Origin of the sequence: Virgisporangium ochraceum, assembly GCF_016863655.1 — a bacterium.
Taxonomy (GTDB): domain Bacteria; phylum Actinomycetota; class Actinomycetes; order Mycobacteriales; family Micromonosporaceae; genus Virgisporangium; species Virgisporangium ochraceum.
The window spans coordinates 93,631-115,764 of sequence record NZ_BOPH01000129.1 but is presented as its reverse complement, the minus strand read 5'-3'; the positions used below and the strand labels follow the sequence as shown (position 1 = coordinate 115,764).

General features: G+C 63.7%; 16 protein-coding genes and 2 pseudogenes. 10 read left to right on the top strand and 8 right to left on the bottom strand.

All coding sequences use genetic code 11. The features are described 5' to 3' along the window. Positions 1 to 75: 75 nt before the first annotated feature. The 6 genes from Voc01_RS45120 to Voc01_RS45095 form a co-directional block, all read right to left on the bottom strand. A complete protein-coding gene (locus tag Voc01_RS45120; RefSeq protein ID WP_203933923.1) occupies positions 76 to 990 on the bottom strand; it encodes an IS5 family transposase in 915 nt (304 codons plus the stop codon). Positions 991 to 1,128: 138 nt separating this feature from the next. After that, positions 1,129 to 2,028, bottom strand: a complete 900-nt coding sequence (locus Voc01_RS45115) for a hypothetical protein (protein ID WP_203933922.1) — start codon at positions 2,026 to 2,028, stop codon at positions 1,129 to 1,131. 152 nt (positions 2,029 to 2,180) lie between these two features. Then, positions 2,181 to 2,789, bottom strand: a complete 609-nt coding sequence (locus tag Voc01_RS45110; protein WP_203933921.1) for a hypothetical protein — start codon at positions 2,787 to 2,789, stop codon at positions 2,181 to 2,183. A 25-nt stretch (positions 2,790 to 2,814) separates the two neighbouring features. Next, on the bottom strand, positions 2,815 to 4,098 hold the full coding sequence (locus Voc01_RS45105) for a 7-cyano-7-deazaguanine synthase (RefSeq protein ID WP_203933920.1): 1,284 nt from the start codon (positions 4,096 to 4,098) through the stop codon (positions 2,815 to 2,817). 11 nt (positions 4,099 to 4,109) lie between these two features. Next, entirely contained in the window at positions 4,110 to 4,751 is a 642-nt protein-coding gene (locus tag Voc01_RS45100) for a hypothetical protein (RefSeq protein WP_203933919.1), read from the bottom strand. Between the two features lie 50 nt (positions 4,752 to 4,801). Next, positions 4,802 to 5,908, bottom strand: a complete 1,107-nt coding sequence (locus tag Voc01_RS45095) for a restriction endonuclease FokI C-terminal domain-containing protein (protein ID WP_203933918.1) — start codon at positions 5,906 to 5,908, stop codon at positions 4,802 to 4,804. A 533-nt stretch (positions 5,909 to 6,441) separates the two neighbouring features. Between Voc01_RS45095 and Voc01_RS45090 the strand changes: the two genes are divergently transcribed. The 8 genes and pseudogenes from Voc01_RS45090 (at position 6,442) to Voc01_RS54885 (ending at position 14,125) form a co-directional block, all read left to right on the top strand. Further along, positions 6,442 to 7,143: a DUF8548 family protein gene (locus tag Voc01_RS45090; protein ID WP_507772767.1), complete on the top strand. Its 702-nt coding sequence runs from the start codon at positions 6,442 to 6,444 to the stop codon at positions 7,141 to 7,143. Further along, entirely contained in the window at positions 7,140 to 7,550 is a 411-nt protein-coding gene (locus Voc01_RS45085; RefSeq protein WP_203933916.1) for a hypothetical protein, read from the top strand. Before Voc01_RS45090 ends, Voc01_RS45085 begins: the two co-directional genes overlap by 4 nt. A 200-nt stretch (positions 7,551 to 7,750) precedes the next feature. Further along, the gene (locus Voc01_RS45080; protein WP_203933915.1) at positions 7,751 to 8,284 is read left to right on the top strand and encodes a hypothetical protein; all 534 of its coding nucleotides are present in this window, start codon (positions 7,751 to 7,753) and stop codon (positions 8,282 to 8,284) included. A gap of 317 nt (positions 8,285 to 8,601) precedes the next feature. After that, positions 8,602 to 9,831, top strand: a complete 1,230-nt coding sequence (locus Voc01_RS45075; protein WP_203933914.1) for a hypothetical protein — start codon at positions 8,602 to 8,604, stop codon at positions 9,829 to 9,831. A gap of 697 nt (positions 9,832 to 10,528) precedes the next feature. Beyond that, positions 10,529 to 11,327, top strand: a pseudogene (locus Voc01_RS45070) (transposase family protein). Between the two features lie 287 nt (positions 11,328 to 11,614). Further along, positions 11,615 to 12,262 (top strand): deaminase, encoded by a 648-nt coding sequence (locus tag Voc01_RS54890; RefSeq protein WP_203933913.1) that lies wholly within the window; start codon positions 11,615 to 11,617, stop codon positions 12,260 to 12,262. Continuing rightward, entirely contained in the window at positions 12,259 to 13,050 is a 792-nt protein-coding gene (locus Voc01_RS45060) for an isocitrate lyase/phosphoenolpyruvate mutase family protein (RefSeq protein WP_203933912.1), read from the top strand. The genes Voc01_RS54890 and Voc01_RS45060 overlap by 4 nt, the downstream gene beginning before the upstream one ends. 505 nt (positions 13,051 to 13,555) lie before the next feature. Then, positions 13,556 to 14,125 (top strand): thiamine pyrophosphate-dependent enzyme, encoded by a 570-nt coding sequence (locus Voc01_RS54885; protein ID WP_203933911.1) that lies wholly within the window; start codon positions 13,556 to 13,558, stop codon positions 14,123 to 14,125. Here Voc01_RS54885 and Voc01_RS45050 read toward each other — a convergent pair. Continuing rightward, the gene (locus Voc01_RS45050; protein ID WP_203933910.1) at positions 14,111 to 15,496 is read right to left on the bottom strand and encodes an NUDIX hydrolase; all 1,386 of its coding nucleotides are present in this window, start codon (positions 15,494 to 15,496) and stop codon (positions 14,111 to 14,113) included. The two genes, Voc01_RS54885 and Voc01_RS45050, sit on opposite strands and share 15 nt — an antisense overlap. 960 nt (positions 15,497 to 16,456) lie before the next feature. Continuing rightward, the gene (locus Voc01_RS45045; RefSeq protein WP_203933909.1) at positions 16,457 to 19,561 is read right to left on the bottom strand and encodes a tetratricopeptide repeat protein; all 3,105 of its coding nucleotides are present in this window, start codon (positions 19,559 to 19,561) and stop codon (positions 16,457 to 16,459) included. Between the two features lie 164 nt (positions 19,562 to 19,725). Here Voc01_RS45045 and Voc01_RS45040 point away from each other — a divergent pair, with 164 nt between their 5' ends. Both Voc01_RS45040 and Voc01_RS54500 read left to right on the top strand, forming a co-directional pair. After that, positions 19,726 to 20,037, top strand: a complete 312-nt coding sequence (locus Voc01_RS45040) for a trypco2 family protein (protein ID WP_203933908.1) — start codon at positions 19,726 to 19,728, stop codon at positions 20,035 to 20,037. Continuing rightward, a pseudogene (locus Voc01_RS54500) lies at positions 20,034 to 20,579 on the top strand (trypsin-like peptidase domain-containing protein); the annotation flags it as partial. The gene Voc01_RS45040 and the pseudogene Voc01_RS54500, both read left to right, overlap by 4 nt. Positions 20,580 to 22,134 lie beyond the last annotated feature (1,555 nt).

Here is a 22,134-nt window from a genome sequence, read left to right as displayed (position 1 = left end):
TTTATGAACAAACCGCCGGTTACGGGCAGGACAGCTTCGGACCGAAGTGTTCTCAGAGCCTGGTAAATAACCGGTTCAGGGTGCGCGTGCTGGTTGTGGGAGGGTCGGTGCGGTGGCGTGGTGGCGGGTCAGGCGGCGTCCCATGATGATGATCATTGCCCAGTAGACGGTGGCGGCGTGGTGTTCGGGTAGCCGCTCGTAGTCGCGGACGGTCCTGCGGCAGCGGTTGATCCAGGAGAACGTGCGCTCGACGCACCACCTGCGGGGTAGTGGCACGAAGGTGGTCTGTCCGGCGAGTTTGGACACGATCTGCACGGTGATCCCGAGCATGGTGGTGGCGTAGTCGACCAGCTTGCCGGCGTAGCCGGAATCGGCCCACACCAGCCGAATGGTGGGGAACACCGTCCGCAGGATCCACAGCAGGAGGTGGCCGGCGTCGCGGTCCTGCACGCCCGCGCCGGTGACCAGCACCGCCAGGAGCAGTCCGGTGGTGTCGGTGACGATGTGCCGCTTGCGGCCGTTGACCTTCTTGCCGGCGTCGTAGCCGCGGCTGCTGCGGGGCACGGTCTCCGCGCCCCGCAGCGTCTGGGAGTCCAGCAACGCCGCGCTCGGGTCGGCGGTGCGGCCTTCGACCTGGCGGATCTGCTCACGCAGGCTGTGGTGGATCCGGCCCAGCGTGCCGTCGCGGGTCCAGGCGGTGAAGTAGTGCTTAACCAGCGGATGCGGCGGGAAATCGACCGGCAACGCGTCCCACTGGCAGCCAGTTCGCATGACGTAGCGGATCGCGTCGACGACGTCGCGGCGTGGGTAGGACACCGGTCGGCCACCGATGCCCGGCCTGGTACCACCAGCCGGCACCAGCGGCGCCAGGATCCGCCACTCCGCCTCGCTGGTGTCCGACGGATACGTCCGCGGCCGGCGGGTAGGCAGGTGGTCACCGGGCCCGGGCACCGCCGGTGCACCCTGCCCGGTCAGGACATGGATACTCAAGGTCGGGTCTTCGAGTACAGGGCAATGGTTTGGTCGCTACTGCTCCTACTCGAAGACCCACCTCACGGCCATCCCGACACGCCACGGCACCCAGCTGTATCGATGATCACGCCTGAACGTCGGCCCTGAACCGGTTATTTACCAGGCTCTCAGGTTCGCCGTCGAAAGTTCGCAAAGTTTACTTATGTCGATGGCATGCCGGGCTGGGGGCGCCAAGTAGATGTCGTGCCGCGACAGAGCGGCGCCGATTGCCGCTCGATCCCGCCAGTTTTGGGCTACTGACGCCGCTTGGCCTTCGGCGACCAGCACTAACCATGCACGGTCCGCTTCGTCAGCGGGGAGAACGGTCTTCAAGATGGCGACCGCGGCGGCGTGGTCAGACTCACCGTCATTCGCATCAACCGTGATCACGTGGAGCGCCCGTAGGAATCTTCGCAGTTCCTCATCGTTCGGTGCGGCATGGGCGCCTGCCACCCATAGCGGCCGAACGTGGTCGAGCACAATCTTCAGCGCGTTGTGTTGATCCTTGCTCAGGTTGTCCAGGAGCGGCGTACCGGGCGGCTGCGATGCCGTCTTCGCCAGCGCATACGGCAGATGGACCCGAACGGACTCAGATGCCGCCTTATCCGTACACAGCACGAGGGCGTCGCGCGCCGAATCGACAGCGCGATCGGTCCCGTTAGCGACCGGGAGTCGGCCGTCGAGATACTGCCCCACTGCCTGCTCTAGCGCCTTGGCGAGCGGACCCTTCGGGGTCCTGCTCAAATTCAAGCCAGCCTTGACCTGGAACAAGGCGAAGTTGTCGGCGTCCGTATGAACGGCCACATCGTCGAGGTCGAAGCCGGTCTGGGCGCCGACGCGGATAACCTTGCCGGCCACGAGGCCCACAACGGCCAAGTGCCGCTCTGCGGCCATCGCGGCCGCGGCCCACCCGAACACGCGATTCTGCAGCCCAACACCGGAGGCCCCCGCGGCGCCCCCAGCAGACGCGGCGGACGCCGACCGATCGCCGACTGCCTCGGTGCTGCCATTCTGCACGATGCTCCATCCTATGCAAAAGCAGCGGAAGCGTGCGGCGACACGGCGCTGCCAACGCCGCAATTCTCCTCGGCCTCACATGCCGCGGCGGAGTGGCTCAAACGGCATCGCGCGGTGGATCAGTTGCCTTGCAGCGGATCACTGTCAGTTGTTTAGGAGGACGCCGCACGCCGTAGGTGTTCGACCAGCGACGGCCAGGCGGCTTCTGCGTCGCTCCGCGCAACGACAGAGGCCGCGGCCAGCCGAAGTTCCCAGACTTCGATCGCCTGGACGATGTCATCAAACAGTCCGCCCTCGAAATCCTCGATGAGCCCACGAAGCGGCGCCGCAGCGATAAGGGCCAGTTCGTCTGCTCTCAGACGCCGGCCCAGGTTGGCCGTGATGGCCATGCGTCCGACATAGGTCCCATCCGCGGCGAGAACGACGTCGACGTCCGCTGCGACCGAGAGTTCGCCGACGTGCACAGATTGCTTCTTTCCGACTGTGGCCGCAACCCGCCGGTCAGGTGCTGCGAGATCGATGTAGGCGTCGAGGTCCTGCCTCGCGTTCTTCGCCAGGGTCGCCCCCCGACCGGCCTGCCACGCCTCCCCCGCGAGCGCCGATTCGATGTAGTGCATCGCCTCCTCCACGCCGCGCGTGTGGTATAGCCGAATCGCTTTCCGGAACACACTGTCGGCGGACTTCATCTCTGGCCGCGTCTTCGGGATCCGGTAGGACGGATTCACGATCGCGTTGCGGATGTCCCCTGGTGAGATTCGCATGTGTCTGCTCCGAAGATGTGGCAGGTCAGATACCGAGTAGACGCGCGGAGACCGGATGTGCCCGCAGGACTGCGATTGCCTGGTCTGCCCATCTTCGGTGCATTTCGAATGATTCGTCACGGGTGATCTGGTCTCCGCCGTTCACCAGGTCGGTGAGGTCGAGTTCAAGCTGAGCGTCGTCGGCCTCCGCTATCGCCGTGACCTGCGCGCCGAGGTGGACGATGTTGTCCATCGCGGTCCGGCGCCACGGCGCGGAATCCGGTATGTCGTCCAGTGGCCGGTGTTTATAGGGCGCGTCCGTGACGCCGGTGTACTCGCAGGAGATCTGACGCACGAGGCACGGAACGCAGTAGCCGCAATGTTTCGCTCGTCGACCGATCGACCAGCAGCTGACCGTCTCCGGCACCACCGACTCAAGGCTGAGGTCGACCGCGTCCTGGACGACTTCGGGCTTGGTCGATCGCACGAGCAGGTTTCTCACCGTCAATGGGTGGTCGAGTGCCCGTGAGGCAAGGCGTCCGAACTCGCGAACGACCGGCGGACTGGCAGTTCGTGTGCTGTAGGAACCGGCCCTGGCCTCGGTCAGCGCGGCGTTGATCGCCATGATGCCGTTCTCGTTGAGGTAGACGTCGGGCAGGTCGAAGCTGGACGCCATCAGGCAGGCGACCCCCATGTACAGCATGGACCGGCTTCGCTGGGTGTTCTCGGTCCGCGTACCATGAACCTGCGCGGTGAACGACCGACGGCCGGACGTCGGGCCAAGGCAGTCGATGCCTTTCGTGACCGATTCCAGCGCCCGCCCGACAATGCCGCTGTTCTGATGACTGACGAACAGTGGGATCTCGCCGTCGGCAACCAGACGGCCACCGCCGACAAGACTGTCTAACCCTCCGGACAGGAGCGCTACCGCTGTCGGCGTTCGGAAAGCGCGATTGTGCTGCCGCGGCGGCGGTCGGTGAGAGGCGGCGGCCTCGAAGTTGATCTGAATGCGGTCGTATGTCAGCGCACTGAAGACGCGGCGGAAGTGGTCGGCGAGTGGGCGCCAGTGATCGGGCTGACGGACGCCTATCCAGATTTCGATGTCCCTGGCCCAGTCTCGCTCGGCGCCGCGAAGGCACGTCAGGTCTGCGGCGAAGAGCGCGCTGAGGATATCGAGCCAGTCTTGCTGTAGAGGTGTGAGACGATCCGGCAATCCGTTGACGACCCTGTCGTAGACGAACGTCGCGTTCTGTGGGCCGTAGTCGGTGTCGCGGGTGCGCAGATGTGTGAGACCGCGAACCGGCGGCGACGCGCAGTCGTTGACGATCACCCGATTGGTCGTCATGGAGCGGGCGGCTTTCTCGCCCCTCCCGCCAATACGGCTATTCGGACGCCCTCGGCCCAGCCGGAGGTGCCGCGCCGGTTGAGGAGCGGCCTTGCCGGTTCGGCCGTCTCCGCGGCCGCCTCGCCGATCGATCTGGCGAGGGCACGCAGTGCTCGCACGTCAGGTATGGCCGCCGAGCCGGTGAACTCCGCCGCATCGCGGGTGAAGAAGTGGCGGGCCATCTGCCGCAACGTCTCAGCGAGAAAGCTCCCGGCAAGGTCGCCCGGACTGGGCCCACGGTTCTCCCGCCACACATCCGCTGCCGACCTCAAAGGACCCTCGGCAGGACCCGGTGCTGTGCGTTCCAGCACGAGCCTGGTCAGCGCCCGTTCGGCGAGCCCGATCGCCGGACCTCCACCACCGGCTTCGGCTAACGCAGAGTCACGCGCCGCCGCGACCATGGCACTGACCACGTCGTACCGGTCGCCTCCATTCAGTTGCTCCGGAAGGCTCTCCCACGCTCGCGCGGCCGCCTCCGCATACCGGGTCAGTGCCGGACTCTGCAGCATCGAAAGCCAATGGTCGGACACCGCGGCCGCCATCATGGCGGCGAGAACCTCTGACGACGGCGATCCCTGCTGGATCAGCGCCCGGACCATCGCCCATGATCTGCTGCCCGTAGGCGAGCGTGGCGAGACCGACGTACCCATCAGCAGGCGATCGCAGACGAGATCGTGCCGAGCAGTTCGTCCCTGGTGACTATCCCTTCAGCGAAGATCCGGTGCCACGGCAGCGTGTCGATGTGCCGGGTCTCGTCCCCCTTGCGTGCGACAAGGATCGCCGCATCGACCAAATCGTCGGCACGCACGCAGGCCAAGTCACTCCCGACACCGGTGAACTCACGGCGCCGCTGCTCGAATCGTCGGCGGCTAGCCTCGAAGATCGGGAAACCCGAACTGACGAGCACCACGCACCCGACCCGGTCTGTTGGAAGACCTACATGCCGCTGCCTGGCGTACTCGACGAGCCGCCGCTCGTCATTGATCTCAAGCCGGTAGCCGTCCTGCGCCGCCTTGCAATCGAGCAGGAACAGGTGGTCCTGCCGCCAGAGCAACGCGTCACCGACGCGCTTGCCACGACTCGCGGCGCCTAGGCGCCGGCCCTCCATGCGGAACAGGCGCGTCAGGAGTCCGAACGTGGTCACCTCGAACCACTCGTCTGCCGGCACGGACGAATCCCGAAGCGCCCAAGGCAGCCGGTTCCTCGACAGGGCCGGAAGCCAGGACAGCCCCAGCGTGTCCAGCTCGGCGAGGTCCGCGGCCCGACGCCGTGTCTGAACGTACATATCGTCGCGTGCCACGGGACGTCGCTCGACCCAGCCGACGGCATGCGAGCGCTTGCAGAGGTCGACGAGGTCGCCCGGCCCCAGAAAGTGTTGCGACGCGGTGACCGACGGGTCGGTCGAGGTCCTGGTGGACAGCAGCAGGTAGTCCGCACAGCCAGCGTCGTTGGCGTCGGTTGTCAGCGCACGAAGGTCGTCTTCGGTGGCTACCGCCGTAGTGAGCCGCAGCAGGACATTTCGGGGACGCAGGAGCACGGTCGATTCAAGTGTCAGGTCCAGGTGACGGCCGTAAGGCTGGGCCTCGCGGACGACGAGACCCATCTCGACCGTCAGGACGAGGCAGAGCCGCTTGAGTTCAGCGAGCGTCAGACCGTCGAGCGACGCCCGCAGAGCCTCCGTGCCACCCGATCGATCGGCCGCAAAGGACGGTCCATCCCGGGCCGCACCGCTGCTAGCTGCGGCGCCGGCGCGCATCAGTCACGTCCAGCCATCGACATATATTAACATTAAGTCATCGGACCGTCGCTTAGCGAGAGGTTCGGCCGTAGATCGCCTCGGTCTGTTGGATCCGGGTCTCTCAGCCACCTCGTTGCCCCGAGCTGGCTGGCCGCAGGAAGCTGCTGGCCTACCAACTTCACATCGCAATTCGCTACATCGACCGAGAATGATCAGTGAACCTTTGCGGGTAGTACAGGGCACCGATTTCCGCCGTTACCTCAGATCCACGCGGCGCCCGCAGTCGCATCGGCGAACCTAAATCTGTTCTGGCTCCTGCCGAGGCTCCGAACCCACACCTGAACGCTCTACCCTTCGGACTCGCTAGCTGCGGAAACGCTCGATGTCGACCGAACCGAAAGTCGAGGCGTCGGGCCGATGCCGGTGATCCGGACCCACACTCTGGCCCGGCCTGCCGGCGCCATGTCGCCCGGACGGCCAGGCTGGTTTGCCCGTTCACCCGGTCGGTTGCCCGATCCCCAGGGCTGCGACGGTCGGGCAAGGTCTGGACCATGTCGTTAAAGACGCTCGTCGACGTCCTGGCCGGAATGGAGATCGCACCTCGATACCGGCGGTGGAGCAGCCTGTCGTACTGCGTGATCGACGCCGTCTGGTCGATCTCCGCCCAGTACGACGCGGTCGTCGCGCCACTGGTGCGCCGTGTCGCGGCCGCCAACGCAGACCAACACCCGGTAATCGACGCGACCGCATTACTGCCGCCCGACCCGCTACCGCTGACCCTCCTGCTCGCGCGCTACCCCGACGCTGCGGCACTGCGCGCGGTGACCAACGGCCAGCGGACCTCGACCCGCGGCGGGATCGAGAAGGCCGAAGCGGTACTGCGCTACGCCCACATTCTCACCGGCCACGGGATCACAGACCTTGCCGGCGTAGCCGACCTCATGGCCGACCCGCAGCGCTGGTCCGACACCAACCGAGCCCTGGCCGGCGTTCCCGGCGAAGGCGCCCACGGCGTACGGCGCAGCTACCTGTGGATGCTGTGCGGCTGCGACGACGTCAGCAAACCCGACCGGATGATCCTGCGCTGGCTCGCCCGCCACGGCATCCATGCGACCCCTGATCAGGCCCGGGCGATCGTCGAGGACGCCGCCGCGGAACTCACTGTCCGCCTCGGCCGACCGGTCACGGCCTGGATGGTCGACCACGCCATATGGACCGCCCAACGACCACAACGCGGGAGAGCCGCCGCATGACCACCGTCAAGTTCGAGGTGACCGGCTGGCCACCAGTCAAGAACGAAGCGAAATCCCTGTTTGCCGCCGGCCACGCCCACCGCGACCGAGTCGAACACCTTCTCCGCGCAGCAGCCGCAGCCGCAGCGGAGACCGGCTGGGTCCGCGTCAACGTCCAGACCGACATCGCGATCGACGTCGTGGTCCGCTCCCCCACACCGCGACCGCTGGCCGACGCGACCAACTTCCTCGGCGGCATCGGCGACGTCCTACAAGGCCGAACCATCTCACCCAGCCTCGACCTGTCCCACCTCGGCGACCTCGCGACGGTCGCCCTATTCGACGACGACCAGCAGATCCAGCACATCACCTACCGAGTCGAGGCGGGCAGCGGCCCGTCATACACCGTCCGACTGACAGTCCTGTGACGGTCGGGCATGCTCTGGGCCGCGTTCCCGTCAGGTGGAGTGGGACTCGATGTGCAGGACGTGGGCGGCGAGACGGCGAGTGCCCCCGTCCTCGCCCTCCTCAGGTTGGGAGTCATCTGGGTCGGCTGCAGATCCGGATAACGGCGTCGGATCTCGGCCACAACGGCGGATCGCGGAAACCATGCCGGCACGGTTTCGATATGCACGTCGATGTCCGGCGGCCCCCCGACGGCGGAGCGGTCGTGCTGTTCAGAATGCTCACTTATGCCGAGGAGGATAGGGTCAAGGAGATCGGGGTCGCGCGCGAGCGCCGACTCGATCCGAAGTTGGACTTCACCGTCGTTGCTGAGAAACGCCGTCCACGCCAGCAACATCCGCGCGCTGACCGCCGCCGTGCACCCGTTCTGAGCACCGCGTTTAGTGGCCGCTCTTACACGGCTTACCTGCGGTCAGCTCACATCTGGGAAACAGTTCGGATGCTTCAACGCCAAATCTCTGAGGGCCTCGGCGTGCTTGCCGATCTCGGCGAATGCGGCCTTTCTTTTCGGCGTCCAGTCAACGTGTCCGGACGTATTGGGGGCCGTATCACCGGCGAAGCCCTTCGGAAGGCTCTCGAACGCGTCTACAGCCGCCTTCATCTGGCGTATCAGGTTCTCGGCCTGTGCCCATGTGTGTACGCACTCCATGCGTTCAGTCCAACATGCAATAGCAGTAGTCGCCCGGAGATCGACTAGGTCCGTTGTGGCTCTGGCTGCGGCGTCGTCGACGCTCCGCGCAACCGATCCCGCGGTGCTTTGGGAGTTGACCCCTTGGGTTAGTCACACCATCCAAGATCAGCAAGGCAAGGTTCAGAGTGCGCCTGACCGACAGGCTCCGCGTCCTCGGCCTCGACCACCCCCAGACGCTGGCCACCGAGGAAGCCTCGCCTGAGCCACCCCGGGAAAGTTGGAGGCGGAGCCCATGTGACGCGCCGGCAAACAAGACGACTTCTGACGCCTGCGGGGTTACGCTGCCCGACTGGCCTGAGGTAGGCCGGTAGACAGGAGTCCTCATGGCCCACGTTGTGATCGAGCACTTTGGCCAGCTGCCCCAGCGTGATCCGAATGCGGTCCCGTCAACGCACTGGGAACCATACTCGCCGCATCTTGCAGCCACAGTCGATGGCCGCCAGATGCTGGAAGTGGAAGTGCGCATGAGTTGGGAAGCAGGCATCAACGCCCGGTCCGAGTTGGAACGGCGCGGGGTGTGGCGCGGCAACCCGCTCACGCACATTGATCAGGCGCTCCTCAAGTACGGCATGCGCCGACTAGAGATGGTGGTCAGCGAGATGCTGGCCGTTGGCGCACCACCGTCCGCGACAGGCGAAACCTGGTCAGTCTCGACTGACGAGGTCGACGAACTCTTGGCCTATATCGAGGACAAGAGCTGTAGCTACCAGGTACGCCAAACACGCGATCTCTACTGCACAGCCGCGTCGCCAGACGATGTCACTGCCAAGTTTGAGATCGGTGGGCGTTTGAGCGCGCCCACTTCGCGACCGCTCTGCAGGGCGTGTGAGCTGCCGAGCAACGATCTTCTATGCTCCCACCTGTTACACCCAGTCGTGACCAACGACTACCAAGCAAGGAGCGTCGTTGACGCGATGTGCGACCGCGGCCGCGACGAGGAGGTCAGCGAGCCGAAGCTATGCCGTCCTGGCGGACACGAATGTTGGCAGCGAGTCGTCGAGGTCGAAGACGAACGGCCCACGCTGGTCACCCCGTTGGCGCTGCCAGAGGCGTTCGATGTACTGGACGCCATGTGGCGACTCGCGTTCGGCCGCCGCCAGCGACTGCTGAACCTCAGCACTAGCGTCGGCCCAGCCGCCTTGGCGCTCGATTGCACCAACCGCCCGGAGTTCGAGACCCGACTCAGCGCCCTCGCCGACCTCATCGACATCATGAAAGTGGATGACAGCCTGCTGCCAACTGGACTCACCGACGAGCAGAAGAACGGCAGCATCAACCGGCTCTCCGAGGCACTGTATGACGCGTTGCCACCGGAGCAGCATTCGGCGCTCAACAATGCCATCCAGAAACTCCGCCTAGTGCGCCAGGCGCGCAACGCCATGCAGCACAGCAAGGTCGACGGCGGGCTGACCCCGAAACTCAGGGCGCTCGGCATCCATGACGCTCCGCCGAACTGGCACGACGCTTGGGACACGATCCGCGCGCACACGGCCGATGCGCTTGGCATCATCAGACACGAGCTTCGACGATGGGTGGACACGCAAAACACCTGACTAGTGGGCCGTGGTTGCGTTGTGCTGCCGCCGTGGACCGTCAACGACGCGGAGTGGTATGCGAGCGGCAGTCGGTCGGGCAATGGGGGGCTTGCGTCGGTGGCCGAGGCGTCGTTGGCCTGGGCCGGGGAGCAGCCGCCGTCGTGAATCGGGCCGCCAGGCCAGCGGTAGGTCGACTGCTCCCGAACAGACGCGATCATGGAAATTCCGCACGGTGCAACGGACTACAGTCCACTACATCGAACGGCTTCTAACGGTTGTCTACCCATCTGCACTCTCCTAATGTCTGTTTCCACAGGTCAGCGCCGCTTCTCGGGCAATGTTGACACCGACGAGCTCACCGATCCACGACCTTGACCTGTAACCGACGCCCAATCGATCAACCCAGGCCGACACGGTGTCGCAGCCGCATCGGCCCGTCTAAAACTGGTCTGGCTCCTGCCGAGCCTCCGAACCCACACCTGAACCCTCTACCGTCCAGGTCCGCTACCTGCGGAAACGCTCGATAACGAAGGACCGGCAGGTTGCTAGTCGGGCCGAGATGGGTGATCCGAACCCACACTGAGCCATTTCCAACCTGATCGCGCAGGTCAGCCGAGTCGGCGGTGATGTGGGATCGATCGGGGTCGACAGAGCGAGAGGCTCCCGGTAAGACAGCAGTCGACCAAGATCTACCCCTCGCCAGGGAGCCTCTCGTATGCTGTCTTACCCGTCGTCGATCTCGTTGTCCACCCGCAGCCTCAACCACATGGCCGACCTGATCCGTGCCCGGCGCAAGGAACTGCGGTCACGATGGCGCCGGCTGCCAGCCGGGCGGCAGGCGCTGCTCGCGTTGGCGCATCTACGAAACGGCGACACCCCGGCCCGACTGGCGACCGGGTTCGCCATCGGACCCACAACCGCGTGGCGCTACATCCGCGAGGCTGTCGACCTCCTCGCCGCGACCGCACCGACGCTGGCGCAGGCGATGGCCGGGATCGCCCGGCTGGCCTACGCCATCCTCGACGGCACCCTGATCCGTATCGACCGGCTCGGCGGCACCGCGAACCGGCGCTACTAGGCGTGGTGGCGCGGGCAAGCCGCGCCACCACGCCATCAACGTCCAGGTGATCGCCGACTGCGCCGGCCGGCTGAAGTGGGTGTCACCGGCGCTACCCGGTTCCACGCATGACCTGACCGCCGCGCGTGAGCACGGCATCATCGACGCCCTGGCAGACAAGGGCGTGATGACGTTCTCCGACAAGGGATACCAGGGCGCTGGCGGCACCGTCCGCACGCCGGACAAACGGCACCACCCGCGGCCGGCGCTGTCCCGTAACCAGAAGGCCGTCAACCGATCCCACGCCAAGATCCGAGCCCTCGGCGAACGCGCCAACGCCACCCTCAAGACCTGGAAAGTCCTGGCCAGACTGCACTGCTGCCCACAACGAGCGACTCCGCTCCTCGCCGCGATCTTCGTCCTTCAACTCATCGAGGAGCAGCGCCAGCCAGGATGAAAACGGCTCAACGCCAAGTTCCGAACTCCAGGTGAGCGGGTCAACGCCATCCCCAAGACCTGGAAGTGCTGGCCGACCGCGCGCCTTGCCTATGACGAGTCACCGCCATTTTCGCCGCGATCGTCGTCATCCAACTCGTCCTGGGGCAGCGCCGGTCACGATCAAGAGCGCGTGGGCCTCAGAGAGCCAGGTCGATGTCGCAGCGACACTCTCGTACATCCCCCCGCAGGGGTCGACCGCCCAAAATAGTCCGCCGCCTACGCAGCCTCTGGCTGTAGAATTCGGCCATGACTGGCTTGCGCGAGGCATGGGAGAAGCTAGATGAACCTTGGCAGCTTGCATTCAATCAGGCCTGGATAGCTTACCAGAACGATTGCTGTCCAGCCGGTACCGTAATATTAGACGCTGCCGGGGCTATTGTCGCGCAGGCGAATAATCGCGTACGCACGATTGACACAAACGCGCGGGAGCTAGCCGACACGAGCCTGGCACATGCCGCCATTAATGCCCTGACGCAAATCCCGACTGTAACTCAACATGTTCCGGACGCTCTCTACAGCACGATCGAGCCCTGCTTGATGTGCATGGGAGCAATCGTGATAAATGGGCTTCGTCGGCTCCACTTTGCGACAGCCGACTTCTTCGCCGGAGCTACTAGCTTGAATCAATCATATCCGCCGGCCGTCGAGCTATGGCCGAAACTAGATGGACCTCACTCCGGCCCCATTTCAAGCATCTTTCAATGTCTCTACGTAGCGTTTCACGCGTGGATCACGCCAGATGGTCCAGTGGCTCGAGCGTACTCAACTAACCGAGCGGACCTATATAAAAGGTCTCAGGCAGTGGCTGAGATTGTCGAGCCGTACAAACGCTCCAAAGGGACGGCGCTCAAAGAAGTGTTCAGCAGCCTACCTGAGACGATTCTAAGCAGATGAATATTGCGGTTGGTGCCGTGGACGCCGTTGCTGCGCGTACGTTAGACTGGGTGCCAACGTGCAATCACCTGTGGATATCAAGCTTCGAGATATCATGCTCACTCGGAGTTCCAGATAGCGACTTGATTCGATTTGAGCAGCTCTGCGAACGGATCCAAGCAGTTTGCCGTGGATCTGCCCTGCCACTCATCATTGACGCCTCAAACGGCGTCTGTTATGGCAACGATCGGCTGGCGCACTTCGCCGATTCGCTCAATCGAGCCGTCACGATCGTCATTGACGACACGCGTTTTCCGAGGGTGAACTCATTTTCACCAAATGGGAACGTGCTGGCCGATCTCCAACAGACAAGAAGCCGCCTACACTTCTGGAGCCGTAAAAGCAGAGATGTTCCGTCTATTCGCGTGTGCCTGAGAACGGAACATTACCGCATATACGGAGACATCGAAGGAACAATCATCTACTTGAGAGAACTGTTTGACGTAGAAGGTCTAGATCCACCGCAACTACTGATCCACGGCTACGACCTTGTCAGCAAAGGCGCGAGCGCTCTTCTCAACCGACTTCCGATTCGTTCTCTAGTAGCACTATCAACTCTTTCGCCGGGTCGCACGATAGGCGAGTTCCGATCACACGCAATCGATACGCTGATAATTCCCAACATTCTTACCATTCAGCGAGTACTCGAAGGGGTGAAACTACTGGACGAAATTTTATCCGGAGACAGGACGCTCGACGGCCCTTATCGTCCGTTCTCTCAGATTCGATCGGAGATAGAGTTCCCGTAATGACGCCGATGGTCAGTTCTCAGAACCTAATCCTGGCAATCGACAAACCTTATTATGTCGACTACTGGGTCGGCGTCCCAGACTCACGCTTAGCACCGATTCTAGAGTGTCTATCGGCTGCGGGACGACTGCCACATATAGCGCCCCGCGAGGATCTTGCTGTAGCAGCAGCATTTGGAGCGGTCCTGGCCAACCGGCGTGCGTGCGTATTCATGAAAGATGCCGGTCTCGGACATTGCCTTGACGCCTTACTGACAACTTTCAAGACTTCTCGGCTTCCACTCACTCTGTTGGTCAGTACTGCCGGTCAACATGAACTCCTACCCGAACATCATCGAGTTTGGCAACAAACACTAGGACCGCTACTTAGCGCATTGCAGATACCATCCATGCGCGTCTCTTCCAACGCGTTAGCGCAGATCACGGACTTGATCGCCACAAGAATTCGGCACCGTGAGCTTCATGCGATCGTTCTCGATGAGCCCACACATGTTGGGAGCTCTGAATGACTGCGCAGGACGCTTCCCAACGGCGGGATCGTGCACTTCTATTAATCGGGGACGCGATCAAGAATGCGGGCGCCGCATTAATCGTTGGAAACGGCGACTTGTCCCGCCGGGTCGGAAACCTCCTTGAAGATGTTCCCGCGATACTTCTTGAAGGCGCGATGGGAATGTCCGCAGCCGTAGCAGTTGGATTCAACAGGTTCTCGAACCTCCCGACCGTCGTTATTGAGGGAGACGGGAACAGAATTCTCGGGTCACCGGCGGCAGAGTGGTTAGCGACTTCTAATCTCAAAGTTCTCCACGTTGTGTTCGCCAATCACATGCATGCCTCCTCTGGAGGTCAACCAGTCGCCCTCGATCTATCACTGACGGGCCCGTCAGTCTATCGCGTTGAGATTCACGACCTAGCCGGAATAGCGGATGTTCTAAGTCTATGGAGCGAGGGGACACTTCCGGTTCAGTTGACAATAACAGAAACCGTTGACTCCCTAGATCTGCCACCCCGACCCCAGCGTTCAATTGAGTCTCAAGCTAATGCGCTGCAACAATATACTTTAGGGCTCCGGTAGCGCGGAGAAGCGACTTCGGGCCATCTGAAGAAATTGAACAAAGACACCGTAGTCTTGGTTAAAGGACATTTCCTGCCGTTCAGGAAGATCATAAACAAACACCGCTTCTGATATTTCGCGCGCGGAACCCTCGCCAACCCGATCACCAATTCGACCGGCGAAAAAGTAGCCCATCGGTGTTTTCCCAATCTCGATTGGGTGACCCACCTTGAATCCGGTTTCCTCCTGAAACTCACGAGCAGCGCCTGTGGCAAGATTCTCATTGGGCTCGATAAACCCCGTCGGCCATTCTAGACCCCGCTTTCGATTTCTAACCAATAGAGTTTGGCCGTCTGGGGTCAGCCCGATTAGAGTCACGAAGAACCGGGAAGAGCTCCAGTAATGTTCGAAGTGGGAGCGAAACGCCGAAATCGCCGCCCTTGACTCGGCATCAATCGGACGGACTACAACCATCGGAGAACTCGATACCGGCTTCGACAGCAAGAAGCTGAGGTACAAGACATCATCTATGATGTAGAAGTAGGTCGTCGGCATATGGCTGTAGAATCGAACGTCGAACCGTGCGCGAGTGGGATCTTCGCCGGTAATTTGAGACGTATACTCTCTGAATTCTTCAAAATTCTTTTGATATATGGGCACGAATTCGGCGCCCCGTCTCATATCCATCATGCGGTTTCGCGCATCAACGAACTGGGTATCGGAGAAATGATTCAGGGCAAGAAGACGGAATACGGTGCGGTCGTTTGGACTTTTCATCTTCTCAAGGACGGTGTGATACAGCTTTGGCTGGATGAAGTTCCGACCAGACACTACCATTGCAAGAACTTCGCGTTCGGCTTGTGAAATGAGATCGGTCGTTGATGGCGCTGCAGATACAGCTCTGTATACGACCGACGAAGCAGATTTCGTAGGATCCCAAGCATTTACGCTTTGCCTAGAGGCAAATTGTTCCTCATTTGAGGAGGGTGCTCCAGGTGATGGAGTCTCGGCACGGCTAGTCTCTGACGGAATGCTTGGCGCCGCCGGCGCCTGGCGTTCTCGCGCCACAATGTGGATAACTTGCACCACGAATATCAGGCATGCGACAGCCACAGTGCCGCCGAGGCCGACAAGCACTCCTAAGGCATTCCCTTCCGACAGAAAGCCAGCGACGATCAGACTGATCGACAGCGCCCCAGTGACAGCCGCTCCGAGGATGGTCAGCCAGTCGGCGCGACGCATAGAAGCCCTGAAATATATAGCACCTTTTGTCCAGAATGTAGAGTTGACGAGAATCTGCCGATGATAAGGTAGCACCTTTGCGACCCTCTGTACCTGCCGACCCAAGCGCCGGGGTTCTTGATCTTTCTGCAGGTCACTGGTCGATAACACGTGATCTGTCCTTCCAATCGTGGTGAAATTGAGAACGTCGAGTCGGCATTAAACCCAGCACGTCGTTTGAAATTGGTGATAGTGCCGTGGTCGCGCTTGCTGTCCTGACCCAGGCTCTAAGCTTCACGACTCGTGCCCCAGACGTCTCGGCGTGGCACCGAGGGCCCGAGGCAACACCCACGCCTTCCTTCACCCGCTCCATCCGCATGACGAGATGTCCTGTATGACTAACGAAGGCCACGCGACACCCGCAGGTGACGCCCTGCGGGCTGCGGCCCACTTGGACGGCGCCCGTTCGGCTTAACGATCGTGCGAATCTTAAGGTGGTGCTGGACGGTCTCGGCCAGCGGCGCGACTGTCAAGAAGATCGTGTGGCTGAATCCGGTTGCGAACTAAGAGAGTCGGCCTTCGAAAGTCATAGGGAAGGCCGACAACGTTGGTTTCCAGCGCATCGCCCAGCGGGAGATCATGTCGACCAGGACAGCAGAGCGCGATCCAGCAAAATCGAATCGGGGGACTCAGCGACGATGTTCAGACGATCCTCAGGCTCCACTGACAGACTTGGGCCTGTTCCCGGATGGCACGACTGTCCGCACGACGCGGTCGGATGTCATCTCCATTCAAGATTGGTATGAGTTCTAGGGTCACCAGGGAGGATCTCAGACCAGGCATCAGGTGCCCGGAGCGCCGTGATGCCCGCCGTTGACCCGCGCCCGCCAGATGGCCGCTTTGCGGGTCTACCTGCGGTCAGTCACGGCAGGCCTACACGGCAGGTCAGGCGTGTTGGCTGGCGGTCAATGATTGCTCTGGCTCCTGCCGAGGCTTCGAACCCACACGTGAGCCCTCTACCTTCCAAGCCTTGTGCCTGCCAAACGCTCGTATGTCAGAGCGGACGGAGGTGGAGCGTCGGGCCAATCGATGATTCGAACCCGCACTTGCCAACCGGATGAGCGCCTCGGGTCACGCCCCCTGGCACATCGCCTTGGCCTTGGCCAGTGCTCGACGATCCAACTCGACCTCGCTGTGTTGCGGCCCGTAAGCTCGCTGGTCGATCTCCACGACCTGCGTCAGGAGGTCCGCGGCTTCGCACCATCGCCCGAGATGTCCGTAGGTGTCTGCCAGGTTGAACATTCGAACTGCGACTTCGCGGTGGTTCCAGCCGTAGCACTGGATTGCGATCCTGGTCGCCGCTTCGGCTATGCCGACTGCCTGAGCTGCCTCGCCGCGTGCGACGAGCGTGCGGGCGAGATTGTCCAGGGCGACTGCGATCTGCGGAGAGGCGTCGCCGGTCACATTTCGGGCGAGCGTGAGCCCAGCGAGGGCGTACCGGTGAGCTTGCTCGATTTCATTCACTCGCAGGAGGGTGTCAACGACAGTGGCGAGAATGTCTCCGAGCCGGGTGTCGGCCCAGCCGAGTAGTTGCGCGGCCTCGTCAACGCACTGATCGGTGGCCTGCTGTGCATCGGCCGTGCGGCCCTCGGCGTGGAGTGCTTCGACGCGCGCGAGCCGCAGCTGCGCAATGTCGGCCGCGTGTTCCGCGCGTCCGGCCCACCCGTCCGGGATCCGCTGGGCGACGGCCTCGGATTCCGCTGGGCGGTGGGCGGCCAGGAGTAGCTGCGCCAGCCCTAGTCTGGTCCTGCCCTCGGCTTCGGCTGCATCGGCCTCGGCCGGGTCGATCGAGTCCAGGGCCAGCTTCAGCGCTTCCGCCGCCGCGTCCATCCGTCCCCGCGCATGCTCGACCGCGGCTAACATTTCGGCGATGTTGTAGCGGTCCAATGGGCGGATCCGGTCCGGGTCATCCCGCCACCCGGCCACCGATCTTGTCAGCAGTTCGGCGGCGCGGTCCAGGCGCTTGGTTCGCAGCAACAACTTAGCGAAATGGTGGTCGAGCTGGATTCGGTGACGGGCGTCCAGGCTGCGGCGATCGGCCTGCGCGGCCGCCTCGTCGAAACGCTCATAGGCCCCCAGGTCATCGCCGCTGGCTACCCGGCACTCCGCGGAGTGGCGTAGCGCCTCGCTGATCAGGTGTTCATCGTCGAGTTCGCGGGCCTCGAGAAGCGCATCGTCCACCAGGTCGGCCGCCTGGGCGGTGGCGTCCAGGCGCATCGCAGCGCCAGACTCGACCAGTCGTGCGTCCACTGCTTCGCGACGCCGTCCGTGTTCGATGAGGATCCTTCGGGCGTCGGCGGCCAGCTCCCGAGCGGTCGCCGGATCGCTGTTTAGCAGGATCTTGGCCTGGGTTAGTCGAATAAGCCCAGCCTCGAAGTCGTCGTTCGGATCGTCGCGGAAACCGAAATCCAAGACATCGGCCGCCTCGGCGGTGTGGCCGGCGTGAAGCAACAGTTCCGCGTGCAGCCGCCGGATAGCCCGGTCGTCCGCAGGAAGTTGCGGACCGCCGACTCCAGCCATCCGCCGCATCATCCTCAGCGTCTCCAGTGCCTCGTCGTGTTCGCCCAGCGCGGCCAGCACAAGCGCCTTCATATGAGACAGATAAGCCGGTGAGTAGGGCAGTTCCCGGTCGGAGCCCGAATCGGGATCGATCTCGGCCGTGGCGATCCGTTCGGCCTCAAGCACAGTGTTGAGCGCCTCGTGCGGTCTGCGGTTGTCAAGCAAGCTGCCTGCGAGGACGGTCAGCGATCGGATCCGGGCCATTTCTGAAGTTTTACCCGGCTCCGCCGTCTGTTGCGCGCCGCGCTCGGCCAGCCGCAGGACCAACTCCGGTGCGTCCATTTCTGACAGGACGCCGGAGGCCACCTCGATGGCGGCCGCCATCGGAACCGGTTGGGGGCGACCATCCTCCCATGCGTCCACATACTCTCGCAGGGTCGCGTGCCGCGGTTGCTCGATGGGGACGTCGAGGCAGCGTACGAGATGGGGCACAGCGACGAGCCAGTCTTCCGGGTGACTGCCGTCGTGCAGCAGGACCGGCAAGGCAAGCGCGGTTACGGCCGCGGCATGTCCCGTCGACCGATCGTTGATCTGCGGGCGCATTGACGGACGGACCCGCACGGTCTCGGGGGTACGCCGAACGATCCCGGCGGTGCACAGTTCGGTGACCAGCTCGCTGGTGCGTTGCGGCGAATCGAGCACCTCGGCCAGGTCGCCAGGTGCGGCGGCGGCGCCGGCGGCCAGCAGCGTCAGCGGAATCGGTGCAGGCGCGAAGGCGCTCAGCAGCTGCAGAAGCGAGTGGGCGGTCGACGATAGGATCGGTGCGGGCGAAGTACCGTCGGCGGAAAGGATCACACAAGGGATCGGAGAGCTATTGGCCACAGGTTCTTCGCAGGTCATTAGGACGTGCCAGCGGCCGGGTGGCAGCTCCGGCTGCTGTGCGAGATCAGCCAGGTTGTGGATCACGAGCAACCAGACGTCAACGTCCTCTTGCAAAACGCCGCGCGGTTTCATGACGGTCCGCAGTTGAAGCGGCAATGTCTCCGGCAGTGCCGCGTCGATCGCGACGCAGCCGGCGTACCGGTCGGCGTTCCGGTGGGCGTAATGGGCGGCGAGTGTGCTGCGGCCCGATCCGGGCGGTCCGCCGATCGCCACTCGGACGATTTCGTCCGTGCCGTTGGCGGCCAGCTCGCGCTCGAGCAGATCCAGGCTGTCGCGTGAAGCTCGGCGCGGGCCAATCCCCCACACTGGGGAGAGGTCCGGCGGGAACCCCGGCCGCTCCAGGCCAAAGAGACCTGCGGTCGGCGGCCCGTCGCCGGGCCGAAGGTCGAAATGCTCCCATACCGCGGCGCGGGCCGTTTCCTCGTCGTCGGCGTCGGACAGGTCCAGCGCGAAATCGTGCACTCGAACGCCCGCGGGCGGCGGCTTTACCAGGACAATCGCCACCGGCACGCGGTCGGACGCAATGTCGACCACGGCCCGGGGTGGCTGGCCGGTCCAGGTTGGAGCGAGCTGGACGTGTTCCGCATCGGGAGTGTGCCTGACGAAGCCGCGGAATGGATCGATCCGGTCAGTGCGCCGCAAGGCCACGTCCAGGCTGCAACTTTCGAACTCGACGGCGAGCCATTCGGCCCATCGCCGCTCGGCCGGAGGATAGTGGATGATCATGTTCGGCATGGCGGCTCCGTATCGACACGGTCTACACCATCCCTACGCCGACCTGATTGTCCAGACACTGAAGGTGTCATAACGCTGACAGTGGGTTGGCTATCGAAAACTGCGGTGAGTGCTGCGATTGTGGTCAGAGAGTGACCAGTACGGTGCCACCAGCAGGAGGACTTGTGTCCGACCGTCTCTCTATCTCGCTTTCCGAGTGGCTCGACTCCCTTCGCGCCGAGTTGTCCGAGGCGCAACAGGCCGGTGCCGGCAACGAGCTTCGCCTGCAGGTTGAACAGCTTGAGTTGGAGGTCGAGGTGGCCTCGACCCGCGACGTGGGCGCGAAGGCAGGCATCAAATTCTGGGTCGTCGACGCCGGGATCGACGGCCGCACCCAGCGCGGCCGCACCCAGCGGCTCAGACTGACCTTGGCGCCGAGGCTCGCCGACGGCTCGGTCCTCGAGGTCAGCGACGAGGTGGCCGGGCGTCCGGGGTGACCGCCGCCGACGGTGCCCAGCTCGACCAGCATGTCGAGGTGCTGGCCGCATCCGGGCCGGAGGGCAAGTGGTCTTACGGCAGCGGTTATTTGCTTGCGCCGCGGCTGGTGCTCACCGCACGGCACGTCGTTCCACCGGCTTTGATAAGCGTCGAGGTGCGACGGGGCATCATGGCGGATACCTGGTTGCAAGCGCAGGTCGTCTGGGCCGCCGAAGCATCCGGGATCGACATCGCTCTGCTGGAAGTAACGGGTCTCGGACTTGGGATAGTACGGCCGCCTGGTATCGGCCGGTTGCGAACCCCGCCTGGGTCCGTCCTGCGACCCCGTTGGCGACAGGACGTCAGCTGCACCGGTTATCCGCAGGTGCAGGAGAGATGGCTGGCGGAAGGCCGGCCCATTCGCGACACGCTGACCGTGACCGGCACGGTGCGCGAGGCGAACGCCCGGACCGGGCGGATCACCGTCGGCATCAGCGGGAACTATGTCGCCGAAGGAAGTGCTTGGCGCGGAATTTCAGGCGCGCCGCTGTACTTCGAGCGGCGTCTGGTCGGAGTGGTCACCACCACCACGTCCGACGGCCGCACCTTCGACGCGTTACCGCTAGGCTCGCTGCTCGGCGGAGAGATTTCGCCGGCAACGAGCTACCGGGAGCCGCCGGAAAGCATCGAACGGTTCCGGCAGGTACTAGCGGACCATCAGGTTGACATGGCCTGCCCCGTCACTCATCGCCAGCCCTACAAAACCACGCTTCGCAACGTCACAAGCACACATCAGCCGCTGCGTGACCGTGACGCTGAGCTGCACCGGCTGCGTCAATGGATAACCGGCGACGTCCCGTACGCCGTCTGGACCGGCGAACCATGGTCGGGCAAGAGCGCCATCGCCGCCGCCGTCGCGGTCGACCCCCCGGCCGATGTCGATGTGGTGTGCTACTTCTCCGAGGGCGGCAATCCCACCTCGGCCGACGATGTACTCGCCAAGATCGCCGACCAGGTCGCCGCGCTGCTAGACGAGACGCGACCGCCCGACCCGGCGGCCGAATTTGACGATCTCCTTAACCGCGCCCGCATCGCCCAGCAGAGCGACGGCCGACAGATCCTGCTGCTGATCGACGGCCTCGACGAGATCGCCCGCCGCCGCGAATTGCAGCGCCTGCTGGGCTCCCTGCCGAACTCGCCAACGCAGGGGTTGTCCGTCCTGCTGTTCAGCCGGCCATCGCCTGACGTGACCACGCTGGTCAGCCCGGACCACGCGCTGCGCCGCGACCAGACGCGAGACGACGTCATCCTGCAGCCCAGTCCGTACGCACAGCAGATCCGCGAACGGGCCACGCTCGACCTGGATGCGCTGTACTACGAAGGCGGCCCGGCATGGCGCGCCTGCGAATGCGTCGCCGCGGTCGGCCGGCTGACCGAAGCCGATCTCGGCCGGGCGCTCGATATGGACCCGGCGGATCGCGACCGGCTTCGCCAAGCACTTGCCGGACAGCCCGGCGGGCGGATTCTGGTGCCGATGCCGTCGACCGAACCTCCATTGCTCTGGTTCGCGCATGAGAACCTGCGCGAGATCGTCTTGGCGCGCAGCGCCACGCCGCCGGAGGACTACCGAGAGTCGATGATCAGACTTGGTGAGCAGTACGCAACGTCCGGCTGGCCGACCACCACACCGGCCTTCCTGGTAACTGAGTATCCGGTCATGCTCGCCTCTCACGGAGCGTTGGCCAAGCTGATCGCGACCGTGACCTCGCCGCTCTGGCTGGAGCAACACCAGCGGCAGACCGGGGCTCTGCCCGGCGCGGCCGACGTACTACGACGCTCGCTCGCGGCGGCCGGGTCCGTGCGGCTCGAAGAATGGCCGGCGCTGATCGACGTCGCATTGCGGCTCAGCGAGGTTGCGCCCGGCCTCGACGACTATCCACACGACCTGATTCTCGCCTTCGGCCTGGCCGGTGAGCTTCAGCATGCGCAACTGCGAGCTCAGCAATTGACCCGGCCCGATCGGCGGGCCGAGGCGTTGATGGCCCTCACAGAGCCACTCGAGCGCATCGACCGCCTCCAGGCTCGCACGCTGCTGCTGCTGGCAGCCGAGGCGGCCG

What these genes read in the sequence shown, in the direction of transcription:
- Voc01_RS45110 (WP_203933921.1), bottom strand. Translation starts at nt 2,789, where the DNA reads ATGCGAATCTCACCAGGGGACATCCGCAACGCGATCGTGAATCCGTCC.
- Voc01_RS45100 (WP_203933919.1), bottom strand. Translation starts at nt 4,751, where the DNA reads ATGGTCCGGGCGCTGATCCAGCAGGGATCGCCGTCGTCAGAGGTTCTC.
- Voc01_RS45095 (WP_203933918.1), bottom strand. Translation starts at nt 5,908, where the DNA reads ATGCGCGCCGGCGCCGCAGCTAGCAGCGGTGCGGCCCGGGATGGACCG.
- Voc01_RS45090 (WP_507772767.1), top strand. Translation starts at nt 6,442, where the DNA reads ATGTCGTTAAAGACGCTCGTCGACGTCCTGGCCGGAATGGAGATCGCA.
- Voc01_RS45085 (WP_203933916.1), top strand. Translation starts at nt 7,140, where the DNA reads ATGACCACCGTCAAGTTCGAGGTGACCGGCTGGCCACCAGTCAAGAAC.
- Voc01_RS45080 (WP_203933915.1), top strand. Translation starts at nt 7,751, where the DNA reads ATGCACGTCGATGTCCGGCGGCCCCCCGACGGCGGAGCGGTCGTGCTG.
- Voc01_RS45075 (WP_203933914.1), top strand. Translation starts at nt 8,602, where the DNA reads ATGGCCCACGTTGTGATCGAGCACTTTGGCCAGCTGCCCCAGCGTGAT.
- Voc01_RS54890 (WP_203933913.1), top strand. Translation starts at nt 11,615, where the DNA reads ATGACTGGCTTGCGCGAGGCATGGGAGAAGCTAGATGAACCTTGGCAG.
- Voc01_RS45060 (WP_203933912.1), top strand. Translation starts at nt 12,259, where the DNA reads ATGAATATTGCGGTTGGTGCCGTGGACGCCGTTGCTGCGCGTACGTTA.
- Voc01_RS54885 (WP_203933911.1), top strand. Translation starts at nt 13,556, where the DNA reads ATGACTGCGCAGGACGCTTCCCAACGGCGGGATCGTGCACTTCTATTA.
- Voc01_RS45045 (WP_203933909.1), bottom strand. Translation starts at nt 19,561, where the DNA reads ATGCCGAACATGATCATCCACTATCCTCCGGCCGAGCGGCGATGGGCC.